At 63.4% G+C, this 13,332-nt stretch carries 12 protein-coding genes and 2 tRNA genes; 5 read left to right on the top strand and 9 right to left on the bottom strand.

What is annotated here, in order from left to right:
- Window positions 1-17: 17 nt before the first annotated feature.
- The 4 genes from AC1DS0_RS06960 to AC1DS0_RS06945 all read right to left on the bottom strand — a co-directional run bounded on the left by AC1DS0_RS06960 (window position 18) and on the right by AC1DS0_RS06945 (window position 4,347).
- Window positions 18-1,754: a cache domain-containing protein gene (locus AC1DS0_RS06960; protein ID WP_476813646.1), complete on the bottom strand. Its 1,737-nt coding sequence runs from the start codon at window positions 1,752-1,754 to the stop codon at window positions 18-20.
- A 34-nt stretch (window positions 1,755-1,788) separates the two neighbouring features.
- On the bottom strand, window positions 1,789-2,799 hold the full coding sequence (locus tag AC1DS0_RS06955) for an ABC transporter substrate-binding protein (protein ID WP_476814017.1): 1,011 nt from the start codon (window positions 2,797-2,799) through the stop codon (window positions 1,789-1,791).
- A 247-nt stretch (window positions 2,800-3,046) separates the two neighbouring features.
- Window positions 3,047-3,889, bottom strand: coding sequence for a class I SAM-dependent methyltransferase (locus AC1DS0_RS06950; RefSeq protein ID WP_476813645.1), 843 nt, complete (start codon window positions 3,887-3,889; stop codon window positions 3,047-3,049).
- 92 nt (window positions 3,890-3,981) lie between these two features.
- Window positions 3,982-4,347: a DUF1127 domain-containing protein gene (locus tag AC1DS0_RS06945; protein WP_244624158.1), complete on the bottom strand. Its 366-nt coding sequence runs from the start codon at window positions 4,345-4,347 to the stop codon at window positions 3,982-3,984.
- Window positions 4,348-4,520: 173 nt separating this feature from the next.
- Here AC1DS0_RS06945 and AC1DS0_RS06940 point away from each other — a divergent pair, with 173 nt between their 5' ends.
- Entirely contained in the window at window positions 4,521-4,673 is a 153-nt protein-coding gene (locus AC1DS0_RS06940) for a hypothetical protein (protein WP_476813644.1), read from the top strand.
- A gap of 283 nt (window positions 4,674-4,956) precedes the next feature.
- Here AC1DS0_RS06940 and AC1DS0_RS06935 read toward each other — a convergent pair whose 3' ends face one another.
- Window positions 4,957-6,399, bottom strand: a complete 1,443-nt coding sequence (locus tag AC1DS0_RS06935; RefSeq protein WP_476813643.1) for a DUF1254 domain-containing protein — start codon at window positions 6,397-6,399, stop codon at window positions 4,957-4,959.
- Window positions 6,400-7,151: 752 nt separating this feature from the next.
- Here AC1DS0_RS06935 and AC1DS0_RS06930 point away from each other — a divergent pair.
- Window positions 7,152-8,678 carry a hypothetical protein gene (locus AC1DS0_RS06930; protein ID WP_476813642.1) on the top strand — a complete coding sequence of 509 codons (1,527 nt, stop codon included), beginning with the start codon at window positions 7,152-7,154 and terminating at the stop codon, window positions 8,676-8,678.
- A gap of 169 nt (window positions 8,679-8,847) precedes the next feature.
- Here AC1DS0_RS06930 and AC1DS0_RS06925 read toward each other — a convergent pair.
- A tRNA-Gln gene (locus tag AC1DS0_RS06925) sits at window positions 8,848-8,922 on the bottom strand.
- A gap of 178 nt (window positions 8,923-9,100) precedes the next feature.
- Between AC1DS0_RS06925 and AC1DS0_RS06920 the strand changes: the two genes are divergently transcribed.
- Window positions 9,101-9,177: transfer RNA gene (locus AC1DS0_RS06920), tRNA-Pro, on the top strand.
- A gap of 164 nt (window positions 9,178-9,341) precedes the next feature.
- On the opposite strand, the gene AC1DS0_RS06915 is transcribed toward AC1DS0_RS06920, so the two are convergent.
- Together AC1DS0_RS06915 and AC1DS0_RS06910 are read right to left on the bottom strand one after the other, a co-directional pair.
- Complete coding sequence (locus AC1DS0_RS06915; RefSeq protein WP_476813641.1) at window positions 9,342-10,799, bottom strand: methyl-accepting chemotaxis protein; 1,458 nt, start codon at window positions 10,797-10,799, stop codon at window positions 9,342-9,344.
- On the bottom strand, window positions 10,792-11,109 hold the full coding sequence (locus AC1DS0_RS06910; protein ID WP_476813640.1) for a hypothetical protein: 318 nt from the start codon (window positions 11,107-11,109) through the stop codon (window positions 10,792-10,794). The genes AC1DS0_RS06915 and AC1DS0_RS06910 overlap by 8 nt, the downstream gene beginning before the upstream one ends.
- Before the next feature lie 322 nt (window positions 11,110-11,431).
- Between AC1DS0_RS06910 and AC1DS0_RS06905 the strand changes: the two genes are divergently transcribed.
- Window positions 11,432-11,575 (top strand): hypothetical protein, encoded by a 144-nt coding sequence (locus AC1DS0_RS06905; RefSeq protein WP_158673395.1) that lies wholly within the window; start codon window positions 11,432-11,434, stop codon window positions 11,573-11,575.
- A gap of 79 nt (window positions 11,576-11,654) precedes the next feature.
- On the opposite strand, the gene AC1DS0_RS06900 is transcribed toward AC1DS0_RS06905, so the two are convergent.
- Complete coding sequence (locus AC1DS0_RS06900; RefSeq protein ID WP_476813639.1) at window positions 11,655-12,281, bottom strand: biotin transporter BioY; 627 nt, start codon at window positions 12,279-12,281, stop codon at window positions 11,655-11,657.
- A 109-nt stretch (window positions 12,282-12,390) separates the two neighbouring features.
- On the opposite strand from AC1DS0_RS06900, the gene AC1DS0_RS06895 reads away from it, so the two are divergent.
- Window positions 12,391-13,329, top strand: a complete 939-nt coding sequence (locus tag AC1DS0_RS06895) for an MBL fold metallo-hydrolase (RefSeq protein WP_476813638.1) — start codon at window positions 12,391-12,393, stop codon at window positions 13,327-13,329.
- Window positions 13,330-13,332 lie beyond the last annotated feature (3 nt).

Here is a 13,332-nt window from a genome sequence, read left to right as displayed (position 1 = left end):
TGCGGCAGCTCGAGCGCTTACCCAGCTGCCCCTATGTCAGCGGCGAAAACCCGAACAGGTTGGTCGAACCCCTTCAGAACATGCGCATTCAATTCAACCAGGGGCGCTCGCCCATCGATGGCCTCCGCGGCGACCACATCGATCAGGACTTCGGCATTACCTGCGCTTGCGCATAGGCGCGAGGCGAGGTTCACGACGGTTCCAATCGCGGTGTATTCGAGCCGGCCTTCGGAGCCGATACGCCCCACCGTCGCAGGTCCCATCGCGAGCCCGATCCCGAAGCCAAGTTGGTGGTCGAGGCTCCGTCGATCGTGCAAAAGGGTCTGGACGGTCTTCTGCATGTCCCGCGCCATATTGACGGCGCACAAGGCCGGATCCGCACGGGTCACCGGGGCATTGATCAGGACCATCATCCCGTCACCTGAAAAATGCGTCAGCGTGGCCCCGTGATCGATCACCACCCTGTCCAGAGCATCGTAGTAGTCACTTAGGAAGCTCATGACGATTTCGGGCTCGGCACGCGCCGAGAAGGCCGTGAAACCGCGCAGATCGCCGAAAACGACGACCACCTCGATGCGCCGACCGTCGAGCACGCTGTCGTCGCCAGACCGGTCGACCAGTTCGGCCACCTGCGGTGCGAGAAATCGCTTCAACCGGCCGATCCGCTCCGAGCGCTCCTGCGACACGGCCAGATCGGCGGCCATCTCGTTGAAGCGTGCCGCCAGCCGCTCGAATTCGTCGCCTGTGGCGATGTCGATCCGATGGCCGAATTGCCCGGCGCCGATCCGCGCCACGCCGTCTTCCAGAATGCGGATCGGCTCGATCATGCGCTGGGTGAGCCAGTAGGCGAGCGCCGCCGCGAGGCCGGAACCAACAATGAGGACTGCTCCGGTACGCCACAGAGCGGCATAGATCGGCTCGAAGGCCTCGGCGACCGGTTGCTTGACGACGACGCTCCAGTCGACGCCGGGTATCGGCGCCATCGCGGCCAGAACCATATGGCCGCCGATGTCGCGTCCTGACGTCGCCTGGCCGCTTTGCGCCGCAATGCTCGCTCGAAGAGTCTGGAGCGGCTGGATTGCGGTCTGGTCGGCGCGCAGAACCAGACTGATATCGGGATGAGCGATGAGGCGCCCCGGCTGGTCGAGGACGAATGCTGCTCCCGTTCGGCCGACCCGGATCGCCGAGATGACGTCCCAGATCAGCTTGAGATTGACCTCGGCGACTGCCACGCCGACCGCCGAACGGGTGCCGGCTACGGCAATGGTCAAGAAGGGCTCGGAACCGCCATGGAAGGTCACGGGGCCGTACCAAATGCCGCCCGGGCGGACATTCTGGAGCGCGGGACTGACCGAGTGGTCCGCACCGCCCTCGACCTTGTTGAGTCCCATGCGCGAGACAAATATGCGCTCCCGCCCGGTGGCGTCGACAAGGGCCAGGCTGACGACGGCAGGAACCTGACGCAACAGACGAAAGGCGTCGAGCCTGCGTCTCTCGTCAGCGCTGTCGGACCAGGGCAGCTGGACCGTCCACGCCAGTTGATCGCGGATCCCGTCCAGGAAATCCTGAATTTTCGCAGCGGCGGATCGGGCTTCTGCTTCGAGAAGGTCGTTCAGCCTGGCCTTCTGGTCGCGATGACCAAACCAGGCTTCGCTACCGCCGGCAACGAGAAGGGGCACGACGACAGCCGCGAACAGCGCGATGAAATACTTCGCGAAGAGCGAGCTCCGTGGAGCGGATGGCGATTGAGTCACCGTGGCAGCTCATGCGCCGGTTTTCCGGCCAAGTCTATTCGATCACTACGTCCGCGCTGCTCAAAATTGAAGGCGGCATGGTCAGTCCGAGCTGCTCGGCCGCCTTCAGATTGACGAACAGCTCAAGCTTCGTCACGCGCTGGACCGGCAGATCGGAGGGCTTCTCGCCCTTGATGATCCGGCCGGCATAGATTCCGGTATGGCGGTGGGACTGCCCGAAGTCGCCGCCATAGCTCATCAGGCCGCCGGCGTTCGGGAAATCCCGCGCCTGGGTAATGGCGGGCACTTTGTAACGCATGGCAAGCTCGGCGAGGCGCCGGCTTCGGTAGGCGAAATAAGGATCGGAGGTGAAGACCAGCCCGGGCAGCTGCATCTGGGGTACGGCCGCGAACAGAGCCTCCAGTTCCGGCTCGCTGCTGGCATTGAGGAGGCGCAGCCCCAATCCGAGACTGCCCGCAGCGGCCTGCAGGTTTCTCGATTGCGAAGCCGAGGTCGGGCTCGTCGGATTGACGGCGACGGCAAAGGTCCTGGCGGCCGGAAACAGCTCGCTCATGAACTCCAGCCGTTTCAGCGAGACTTCCACGCTCAGGCTGCTTACGCCGGTGAGATTGCCGCCGGGCCGGGACAGGCTGGCGACCAGCCCCAGCGCGACAGGATCGCCCCCCAACTCGAAGACGATCGGGATCGTCTTGGTGGCGGATCGTGCGGCGAGCGCGACCTCCGCACCGCCTGGCGCGACCATGACAGTGACCTGGCGATCCGCCAGATCCACCGCGAGTGCCGGCAATCGGCTATATTGGCCTTTAGCCCAGCGAAAATCGATCGCGACATTGCGGCCGTCGACATACCCGGCTTCGGCCAGCCCCGCGGCAAAGGCGGCGAGGCGGCTGGCATAAGGCTCGGGCGATTCCGAGCCGAGATAGCCGATGACCGGCGTGGTTTTCTGCTGCGCACGGGCCGAGATCGTGGATGCCGCCATCACGCCGAGCAGAGTGATGGTCTCGCGCCGCGTCGCTGGAACAGCCTGGCGCAAGATGCAGGGCATAGAACGCACGGCCGCTCCCCTTCCGACCGAGATCTGTGCAGGTCGGAAAGCGCCGAACCCGCACAGATGCCCTTATAGCATGCCGGATGAGCCGTGTCGTTGAACCAGTCCGCAGGGGGGCGATCCGAGGGGCCACGAAGGTCGTGGATCCTCGGTTCGAGCGGCCTGGCCTAGTCGATACGAAAGACGCGTTAGCGTGTGGTTGGAGCAGCCGCCCGGGCGCAGGCGCGGACCGAGGCGGCCGAACTCATTTCAGCCCTCGCGTGACGACGACCTCGAGATAGCTGCTCGGCACCACCACGGTTGCATCGCCCGATCGGTTGAACTGTTCGACAAGCGCCATCAGATCCAGCGCCAACGCCGCCTTGGCAGGCTGGTCCAGCGCCCCGAAGACCTTGAGCACCGGTCCGTAGTAGCTGCTGAAAACCTGGAGCCAGTGCTCCGGCGAGCGATAGCGGAAGACGAAGTCGCGCCGCGTCGTCCGGATCGACACGCCGGGCGACCCGAACAGCTCGGCCAAGCGCTCCTCGGTGCCCCAGAGCGCGGGCGAACGCAGCCCGGGAGCCGGTGGGACATGCTTCCCGATCGTTTTGAAGAGCTGGCCGATGAAGCCGTCCGGCGTCCAGTTGGCCAAACCGATCTTGCCGCCATGCCTGCAGACCCGCAGAAGCTCTGCGGCCGCGCGCTCCTGATCGGGCGTGAACATCACCCCGAAGGTCGACATGACCGCGTCGAAATGGCCATTCGCGAACGGCAAGGCTTCGGCATCGGCTTCGCGGAAGGAGATGTCGAGCCGCTCGGCCGCAGCGCGCTCGCGGCCACGATCGAGCAAGGCCGCGACATAGTCCGTGCTGGTGACATCGCACCAGCGGCGAGCTGCGGCGAGGCTGGCATTGCCGTTTCCGGCGGCGACATCGAGCACCGCCTGGCCGCTGTGCAAATCGAGCGCCTCGCACAGGCGTTCGCCGACGATCTGCAGGGTCGTTCCGACGATGGCGTAATCGCCGGACGACCAGGCGCCATGCTGGCGCAGCTTGATCGCTCCGTGGTCGACCTTCTGCGGGGCAGCGGCTTGAAGCATGCTGGACATTGGATGTTTCTCCCTGTGGGTTTTGCTCGGCAGGCTCGAATGAACGGGTGACGCATGGCGCTTCGGGGGGCCTCGCGCCGTGCAGCGAGCTGTCATGGCCGCGGATCGGCGCGCCGAACGCTGAACTCGATCTCCGAACGGCTGATGCCGATATCCTTCAGCATCCTGTCGTCGAGACCCGACAACGCGTTTGCCGCGTGGCGTATCTGCACCCCAAGGGCGATCTTGCGCAGCCGTCCCGACAGCGCCTCGATCAGCCTGGTCGTCAGCGGGCGCCGGGCAGGCTTTTGATGCGGCGGGACGAAGGGGCCGTGGACCTCATAGAGGAACTGATCGCCGAAGATCTGCCCGACCGCCATGCGCCCGACCAGCCGATCGAGCACCGACTTGGTGCGAGGCCGCAGCATGTCGGTCAGGTCGTCGATGTCGTGAAGAAAGTCGCTTCTCAGCGCATACATTGTGCCGCTCCATTGCTTTGTCCGCCGCCTCCTCGGGCGGTGTTGCAGCGTTGTGGCGGTTCGGGGGGCATCTCGTCCGTGAGGTGCCGCACACAATCGACTCAGCATCCCGGCGAGGCCGATTGTGGAACTGTGGGCGATCGGAAAGCCTGCAGACGACGACGGGCGAGGCCTTGCGAGCGAGCGCTCGCGCCAAGGACTGCAAGGTCGGCGCGATCGTATTCTCCCGGACCGGCGCCCCGACCTCCGGCGACTGGGATGATACCGTCATTCATGAGCAGTGGGATGAGACCCCCGCCGGCTTCGAGGACATGGCCGCGGCCTGATGGAGACGGTCGACGACCCCATCGAAGCGGGGAAGACACATCTGGAGATGAGGTGCGGGCCCGGCAGGGTGCTGAAGCAAATTCCATGGCGCCCGTTGCCGGCGTCATGGGGAGTAATCGGCCAACGGATCTCGCCCGGCACCTGGTCTATGAGAAATGCGGAACCCGGCCGGATCCAGCGACCGTCAAACCCCGCGCTCAGTCTGATGCGCCGGGGTATGTGTGCAAGCTCTACTGAGGGCGATCTGCAGGTGGTAGCTTTGGGTGGGGAACTGTCGTTCTATCAGTTTGACTTTTTGACCGCCGGAGGCTCCCATTTGCCTTCTAGGAACTCCTCGCGCGGCGAATAGAGACGCATGAGGAGCGTGAACGGAGCCTTGCTCACGGGCAGCCAGTTGGCCTCCTTGTCCTTCCCGGGAGAGTCGGCCTGGATGTAGAGATCCACCGAGCCGTCGGCGTTCGTGACGAGCTTGTCGCGGTCGCCAATTGCCTGTCGCTTCAGCACATTCGGGATGAAAAACCCATCGCTATCGTAGGCCGTCACTGACCAGAACGCATCGACCGGCGGCAGCTTGCCCTTGTCGAAACGCAGCACGTAGCTCGCGTTACCGTTGAGTGGGCTGCCGTCACTGTCGGTTGAAAGCGCCGGATAGACCGCGTCCTGCGGCAGGTTCTCGCCGAGGCAGCACTGCGCGATTGCCGCGCGGTAGAGGTAGTCTGCACCGTAGGTGCCGCTGCGAGTGGTGTAGATCCAGCCCTTGCCGCCGATGCCCCCCGCTTTCTTGCCCTCTTGCTGCACCATGGCTTTGCCATCGGCATAACCATGCTCGAAAGCCTGACGGATGTTCGCGGGGACCTTGGCGAGATCGAAGCTCTGGCCGACCTTGAAGCCCGCCCGCTCAAGGCGATGGATCATCGGGTAGTCGACCTGGTTCGGCGGATTGTCCTTGAGGAGCTCGGCGAAGCGGGCGAAGAAGGTCGCCGCATCCATGCGGTCGACCACATCCGGTGGGCCAGCCTTCATGTCGACGCCGGGATCAATCTTGCCCTTCGCGGGCACGTAATTTTTCTTGCCCCAGGTGGAAAGCGGCCGGAACTCCATCTTATCCTGGATCTTGTGGACGTTCTCATAGTCGCCGGCACCGTTGGTCTGGGTGCGGCCGATGACCCAGACGTAGCGGGTCGGACTCCTGATAATCTCCAGACCCGCGGGAGCCTTGCCGCGCCATTGCGGCCCTACGACGAGGAAGTTCCGGGCCGTGTTCTTGCCGGTCGTGCGCGGACCGGCCACGGCGAACACGTCCGACCACAGGCTGAGCATCGGCAGCAAGAAATAGCGATCGGTCGCAGGCACCGAAAGGACAACGGGCTCGGCCTTCAGGTCGAGGCTGGCACCCGAATAGAGCGTGTCCACGTTCATCCGGATGACGATCTTGTCGTCGGCGCTGGGGAAGGCACGCGCATGGTGGAGCTGATTGGGTGGCCCCGCGGTCGTCCCGGGAACCGGATCGACGAAGTTCGTTTGCTTCTGGAATGTCGCGTAGGTCAGCATCAGTGGATAAGCGTAGACATATGCGTCCCTGCTGAGCGCGCGAGCTTCCTCCTCCGCCATTTGGGCCGTTGTCGCGACGGCTGGCTTGGGGCGGTCCTGAGCAATAACGGGAAGGACAGGGCTTACCGCCAGCGCCGCCATTGCGCCCAAACCTGCGAGTTGCCTCTGGATCATGATGACAAGCCCCCCATAAGAAGATCGGACGCAGCTTCGGGCTGGGCAGGGTAAGGGTCAACTCCCGAGCTGCGAGCTTCCGCTTTGGGTCGTAAGCGGACGCATAGAGGGTGCAAAAGATCGCTGTGGGGCACCCAGTTATACTGGACCGGCGTTGATCGGCCCCGCCTAGCGGTAAGCATTTGACAACAAAGGGCTTCACAACATCCGAGCCTACACGGGAGTTCTGGACGATATCGACCGAAAGTGAGCGGTTCGCCGCGATCTTCTGGACAAATGCGTTCGATCAGCGCCGATAACGTGCAATCCGGCTCAGATGGCAATCAAACCCGCAAATCGCGCACACTCGGCCCACTGGGCAGGGCGCGGCGTCGGTCCAGCGCGCGCAGCGCCGTCACAGTTGGTCAGGCGGAACTGTGACGAGCGCGTCACGGTTCGGCTAACAGCGTCACAGAATGCCGGGTTGCGCAGCGGGCACCGGCTTTTCGCTGCGCTATCCGGCCGCGCCGCCGATCCTCGGCCGAACGCAAACTGTGACGCTCAGCAGCGGTCGTCGCCCGTGCGGGTGAGCAGCAGGACAGCACCGATCGCGGGCGTGGTCAGCTTCTTGCCGAAAGTCGCCCAATTGCGGGCGCCGAGCGCGTTTGCCGGCAACGTCTCGCCGGCGGATTCTTAGACGTAGCGTCACTTACGCATTTTTGCTTAGATCACCTGCAGATCTCAACGATAATCTTGTGTGCAGGGAAAGTCCGATGCGTGCGCTTCTCGCAGCTTTCATTGTGCTGGCAGCCTGTCCCAAGGCGTCAAATGCTCAGACCGCACCAGAATACACCGACCCAACAATGCCATGTGTTAAATTTAAAACCTGGAAACCCCACGGCTCCGTTGATGAAAATAAAGTAAGTATACGAACATTCACAGACGGCGTTCAATTTAATTATAAAGCAAATAAATCGGACGATAATTTTAACGACATCATGTTTTATTCGTCAGCCGATATTACCCCCGGAACGTACACACTGAGAGGGTCCGTAGAAAATAAAAAATACAATACTTATTCGATTTCACTATTTAAACCAGGAGAGAAGATATTCCCCAAATACATTATCGAGCAAAATGGAAAAAAGGACGATTTTGAATTAAAGTATATGACACCTGCATCTGCGATTGCGATTGAGTTTAAAATTCGCTCCGAGACGGCTGAATATTTTATCGAGAACATGAGTCTATGTAAGGTATCAAATCAAACGACCATTCGCCCCATCATTGTAACACCGGCACCGGCACCAGCGGCAAAGTCGCCTAGCGCGACTGACATGCAGATCGTGGGAAAAATGAAGCCCACCAGCAAGCCGTCTACAACGTCGGACCAACCGGCCGCGCAACCTGCAGCGGCTTCCGGACGCAAACTCTGGGCCCAGCAAAAACTGGCGACAGCTACGGTTGGGTACGATTCCCAAAAAGATGAAACACTACTAGCTTCATACTATTTGGCTGTGACTGGACCCGCATCCATCCAAGCTGAAGTGTGGAATATCGCACGAGATTGCATCACCAGCTCGCTGTATGCCGCCTACCAAACATTCAATGGGACCCCTTCACCGGAGATTTCTGTCCGGGTAGGTGCTGCTATGGCGACGTTCCAAGCTTCGGCCCAAATATGTCTGTCGGCCAGCTCTCTAACCAAAGCGCTCGCGGACAAGTTTGATGTAGGCCTAGTGAACCGCGCAGAGTGGACAAAAGGCTTATCGTTGCAGTTTTCGGCTGATAATCCGACCGCTCAGAACTACGAAAAGCTCCATGAAATCGTAAAAAAGCAACTCCCCGAGCCGCTAAACCAGATCATAAAGTTTTACATCGACACACAAAAGATCCCAGCGGTCGATATTAAAATCGAAGTGCCGGATTTTGTGAGGAAATTCGTAGTCGTTGCGCCTCCCAATGCCGAAATTCTAAAATTCCAGAACGAGGCAATGGAAAGAATGGTGACAGGAAAGAAGCTAATCTCGAAGAGCATCTCCGCAGTCAAGAGTGGATCGCTAGCCGACATCAAAGATGCCGGGGTTGCAATCATGAAATATCTTCAACTCGATGAAAAGGCCGCGGAATACATCAAGTCAAACGCACCTAAGCTCGCAGAGAATATAAAAAAAGAAATCGATAATTTCGTTCAGAATGTAGGCAAGGAAGCTGAGAAACTCGGCAAGCAAGTGGAGGAAAAGGTCGATGAATGCGCGAAATATCCTGGACGGTGCGCGACGGGAGGCCTGTTGAGATAATCGCTCTCTCGGATCGCTTGGCGGAGGCTCACGCCGCGTCAAAGGCCAGGCGCGCTGTGTGGTGGCAGAGCTTCCTTGTCCAGAAAATCGCGTCGAACTGTCCAGAAAATTGCGGCGCGCTACAGCCGGGCTACAAGAACCGCTTGTAAATCAGCGCTTTACGGGAAAGTGGCTGGGGCGCCAGGATTCGAACCTGGGAATGGCGGTACCAAAAACCGCTGCCTTACCGCTTGGCGACGCCCCAATCTGCGCTGCGCTTCTAGAGCGCGCCGCCGCGGCGCGCAACAGCGGATCGCCCGTCCCCGGCTCGGCATCTGCGCAGCACCGCGCATCCAGGCCTTTGCGGAAAAAGATCGCACGACCCATCTCCTTGGCTGTTGCGCTGCGGCGAGCGGCTGGCTATAAGCCGGCCACCAGTTGATCGGAGTGTGGCTCAGCCTGGTAGAGCACCTCGTTCGGGACGAGGGGGTCGCAGGTTCAAATCCTGCCACTCCGACCAAATTTTCCCGAGATAGTCCAAGACGTTGCGAAAACAGCCCTTCGGGGCTTTTTTCGTTTCCGGATGGAGATGTCGACGGTTTCGACGAGCGCGGCCTGGTTCCTACGCTCCGGAGCCCACCCATCCCCGTTCCGATGCCGCCGCGCTCCAGCCGAAAAGCCGCCTCAGGCGACCCGGATCCGGCCGAGGAAATCGGCGACTTCGTTGTCGAGATCGGCCGACTGACGCGACAGCACATCGGCCGAGTCCGCCACGTGATTCGCCGCCTCGCCGGTCTCCTCGGCGACACGGCTGACGATGTCGATATGCCCGCCGGCCGTGACGGTCTCGTCCGCGGCGCGCCTGACATTCTCGGCAATGCCGGCCGTCGCCACGTTCTGCTTCTCCACGACCGCCGCGACCGCGATCGAAATCTGGTTGAGCGTGTCGATCGTCGCCGTCATCGCGTCGATCGCATCGATCGCGTCGGCGCCGGAGAGGCCGATCGCGTCGATCTGGCTCTGGATCTGCTCGGTCGCCCGCCAGGTCTCGTCGGCAAGCCCCTTGATCTCATGCGCGACCACGGCGAAGCCGCCGCCCATATTCCCGATCCTGGCGGCCTCGATCGAGGCGTTGAGCGCCAGCAGGTTGGTATGCCGGGCGATGGTCGAGATGACATTGGTGACGTTGCCGATCTCGTGCACCTTGCGCGAGAGATCGCCGACCCGGTCGAGCACGGTCAGCGCCTGCTGCGTGGTGTCGCCGACGAGCCGGGCCGCCTCGTTCACCTGGCGGTCGACCTCGGTGAAGGAACTGGCGAGCTCCGAGGTCGCCTCGGTGATGGCGACGACATTCGACGACGAGGAGCGCGATGCCTTCGATGCGGCGACGGAGCGCTGGGACACCTCCTCCGCGCCGGTCCGCATCTGTACGGATGCGGCTCTGAGCGAGGCGATCGAGGCGATCACCGCCCGCGCGATGCCGGCGATCTTGCGCTCGAACTCGTTGGCGAGGTCATGCAGGATGCGCCGCCGCTCATGCGCCGCCCGCGCCGTCGTCTCGGCGACGTCCCGGCGCGCCTCGTCGGCGATGGAACGTGCCGCCAGCGCCTCGCTCCGCTCCCGCTCGGATGATTCGACTGCAAGCCGCAGCGACCAGACGATCCAGCTCAGCGCCCCCGCCTGCACGGCCACGATGGCGCCATGCAGGAAAGCCCGCTTGATGTCGCTGCCGCCGGGAAACACGCCCATCGAGTTGAAGGTGCTAAGCGCGAGATGGTGGGCGGTAATGGCGAGGGTCGCCGGCAGGAAGATGCGCCAGTCCAGCCAGCCGGCCAGCACCGCCAGCATGGCGAAGAAATACATGTGCAGGTCGGCCTGGTAGGGATGCCCGGCGAAGGCATAGACCAGCAGCATGACCTGGCCGACGAGCGCGACGCTGGTGACCTGACGCGTGATCCAGCCGATCCGGTCGATGCGCCAGGCAAGGGTGCTCAGGATTGCGAGAGCCCCACCCATCACGATGAGGTTCGACTGGGCAGGCCCGCCGGGCGGCGTTCCGACCAGGAGCAGTCCGACATTGGCCCAGAGGATCGCGATCAGGAACCTGGCGAACCGCGTCCGGAGGCGCTCGACTTCACCCATTTGCAGGGCTCCTCGCCTGGCGGATGCAGGATTGAGCCAGCGAACCGTCGATGACGAGCCAGGCACCGGCCCGATAGAGCGAAGCGGCATAATCGCGGCCGTCGCCGACGCTGATCGCGACGGCCGCCGCAGCGTCGAGCTGGAGGATGCTGCCGCCCGCCTCCGCGACGGCGCGCGCCATCTCCGGCTGGGAGGTGCCGTTGGGAAAGAAGGCAGCGATCGGCTGCCCCGGAACCGGCCAGGCCGCGACGAGGAAGGCGGCCAAAGCCATGGCCAGGCTGAACATCAGGCCGAAGCCGATTTCACGCATCGCGTGCCCCCCGGCATCCGATCCGCAGTTAAGAAACTGTCCAAAAGAGTGCGACTGCTGGGCTTTACAACAGGTAAACGGCAGCGATTACTGTGAACCAGTGTTCACTTTCTCACCAGATCTGGATGTGCACGAACAAGCGCCTTCGCCGCAGCGTCTCGCATGCAAGCCTGGGGAGAAGCCGCCGCAAAGACCGTCTCGCATTTATCGATCTGCCGTAAGGGCAATTCGTCGCTCTCGCCTGTCCGGCGGCAAGGGCATCGCAGTGGCGCGCAGCAGGCTGCTTCGCTATGCTCCCGCCGCAATCTGGAGCCGCGCTCGCATGAAATCCGCCTTCCGCCTCATCGCCGTCCTCGGCCTCACGACGCTGCTCGCCGGCTGCGACCGCTGCGGCAACATGATGGAGCTCGACATGTTCCTGCAGCCGGTGAAGAAGGTCTGCACCGGCCAGAAGCCGGCAGGCTGACACCGAACGCCGGAAGCTTCCGGACAACAAAAAAGCCGGGGCAACGCCCCGGCTTTCTGATTCTGTGGGGCCTACCGGCTCAGCCGCGGCGCTTCAGCACCGACCAGCCGGCGCCGACCAGGCTCGCAGCCAGCGCCGCCTTGATCAGGTCGCCGAGCAGGAAGGGCTCGACGCCCGCCGCCCAGGCCTTGGCGAAGCCGAGGCCGGTCGCCCCGCTCGCCATCTGCGCGCCGAGCGCCAGCCAGGCGAAGCCGAGCGCCATCAGCACGATCTCGGCCAGCACCACGCCGCCGGCGAGCCGCAGGAGCGAGGCGCCGCGCGAGCCGGCCCAGCCGGCGATCGCGGCTGCGGCAACGAAGCCGATCAGGAAGCCGCCGGTCGGTCCGAGCAGATAGAGTGGGCCGGCCGCGACCGGCGGGGTGTTGGTGAAGACCGGCAGGCCGAACAGGCCATAGGCGATGTAGAGCGCGACGGTCGCAGCGCCCAAGCGCGCGCCATAGGCGGCGCCGAGGCCGAGCACGGCCAGCGTCTGCAGCGTCATCGGCACCGGCCAGAACGGCACCTTGACCTTGGCGGCGGCAATGATCAGCAGGCTGCCGACGACGGCGAGCGCGACATTACGCAGGATGCGCGTGCGCGGATCCGACAGGGCCGGCAGGGCCGCGTTGACCATGGAGGTGGCGGGCAGTGGCAGCGTCTCGGCCATCGGATCTCGTCCTTCTTCTTCGGGCGCCGTCGACGCCCGGCCTGTTCGTCTATAGGAAATGGCCCGCCGGCCGACAAGCCGGTGATCATGCTCGCTTCCGGATGTGCAGATGACCAGCGCCGACAAGGACACGACCGACGAGCCGCTCGATTTCGACCGCGACCCCGGCGCCGCCTCCGGCGAGCTCGTCCAGCTCTCGCCGCTGGTGCGCCGCCTGATCGCCGGCAATGGCGGGCCGATGACCTTCACCGGCACCTGCAGCTACATCGTCGGCCGCGGCCGCATCGCGATCATCGACCCCGGCCCGGACGATTCCGGCCATGTAGAGGCTTTGCTCGCGGCGATCGCCGGCGAGACCGTCACCGATATCGTCATCACCCACACCCATCGCGACCATTCCCCGGCGGCGCGGGCGCTGAAAGCGGCGACCGGCGCCCGCATCGTCGGCTGCGGCCTGCACCGGCCGGCGCGCGAACTCGTGCTCGGCGAGATCAACCCGCTCGACGCCTCCGCCGACCGGGACTATGCGCCCGATCTGATCATGGCCGAGGGCGATGCCGTCTCCGGCCCGGGCTGGACGCTTGAGGCATTAGAAACGCCCGGCCACACCGCCAATCACCTCGCCTTCGCCCTGCCGGAGGAGAACACGCTGTTCTCGGGCGACCATGTCATGGCCTGGTCGACGACGATCGTCGCCCCGCCCGACGGCTCGATGGTCGCCTATATGGCCTCGATCGAGAAATTGCGCGGGCGCGAGGACCGGCTCTACTGGCCCGGCCATGGCGGCCCGGTGCGCGAGCCTCAGCGCTTCCTGCGCGGGCTGGTCCAGCACCGCCGCCTGCGCGAGGCCGCAATCCTCAGCCGCCTGCAGGCCGGCGACGAGACGATCGCCGAGATGGTGCCGCCGATCTATCAGGAACTTCCACCTCGCCTGCTCGGCGCCGCCTCGCTCTCGGTGCTGGCGCAGCTCGAGGATCTGGTCGAGCGTGGCGTCGTGCTCTGTGACGACCGAGCACCGCTACTGGCAAGCCGCTACCGGCTGGCTTGAGCG

Source organism: Allobosea sp. P4_H5, assembly GCF_056400825.1.
Note: the sequence above shows the minus strand (reverse complement) of the source record. Positions and strands in the feature narration are given on the sequence as shown.

What these genes read in the sequence shown, in the direction of transcription:
- AC1DS0_RS06955 (WP_476814017.1), bottom strand. Translation starts at nt 2,799, where the DNA reads ATGCCCTGCATCTTGCGCCAGGCTGTTCCAGCGACGCGGCGCGAGACC.
- AC1DS0_RS06950 (WP_476813645.1), bottom strand. Translation starts at nt 3,889, where the DNA reads ATGTCCAGCATGCTTCAAGCCGCTGCCCCGCAGAAGGTCGACCACGGA.
- AC1DS0_RS06945 (WP_244624158.1), bottom strand. Translation starts at nt 4,347, where the DNA reads ATGTATGCGCTGAGAAGCGACTTTCTTCACGACATCGACGACCTGACC.
- AC1DS0_RS06930 (WP_476813642.1), top strand. Translation starts at nt 7,152, where the DNA reads ATGCGTGCGCTTCTCGCAGCTTTCATTGTGCTGGCAGCCTGTCCCAAG.
- AC1DS0_RS06905 (WP_158673395.1), top strand. Translation starts at nt 11,432, where the DNA reads ATGAAATCCGCCTTCCGCCTCATCGCCGTCCTCGGCCTCACGACGCTG.
- AC1DS0_RS06935 (WP_476813643.1), bottom strand. Translation starts at nt 6,399, where the DNA reads ATGATCCAGAGGCAACTCGCAGGTTTGGGCGCAATGGCGGCGCTGGCG.
- AC1DS0_RS06910 (WP_476813640.1), bottom strand. Translation starts at nt 11,109, where the DNA reads ATGCGTGAAATCGGCTTCGGCCTGATGTTCAGCCTGGCCATGGCTTTG.
- AC1DS0_RS06915 (WP_476813641.1), bottom strand. Translation starts at nt 10,799, where the DNA reads ATGGGTGAAGTCGAGCGCCTCCGGACGCGGTTCGCCAGGTTCCTGATC.
- AC1DS0_RS06895 (WP_476813638.1), top strand. Translation starts at nt 12,391, where the DNA reads ATGACCAGCGCCGACAAGGACACGACCGACGAGCCGCTCGATTTCGAC.
- AC1DS0_RS06900 (WP_476813639.1), bottom strand. Translation starts at nt 12,281, where the DNA reads ATGGCCGAGACGCTGCCACTGCCCGCCACCTCCATGGTCAACGCGGCC.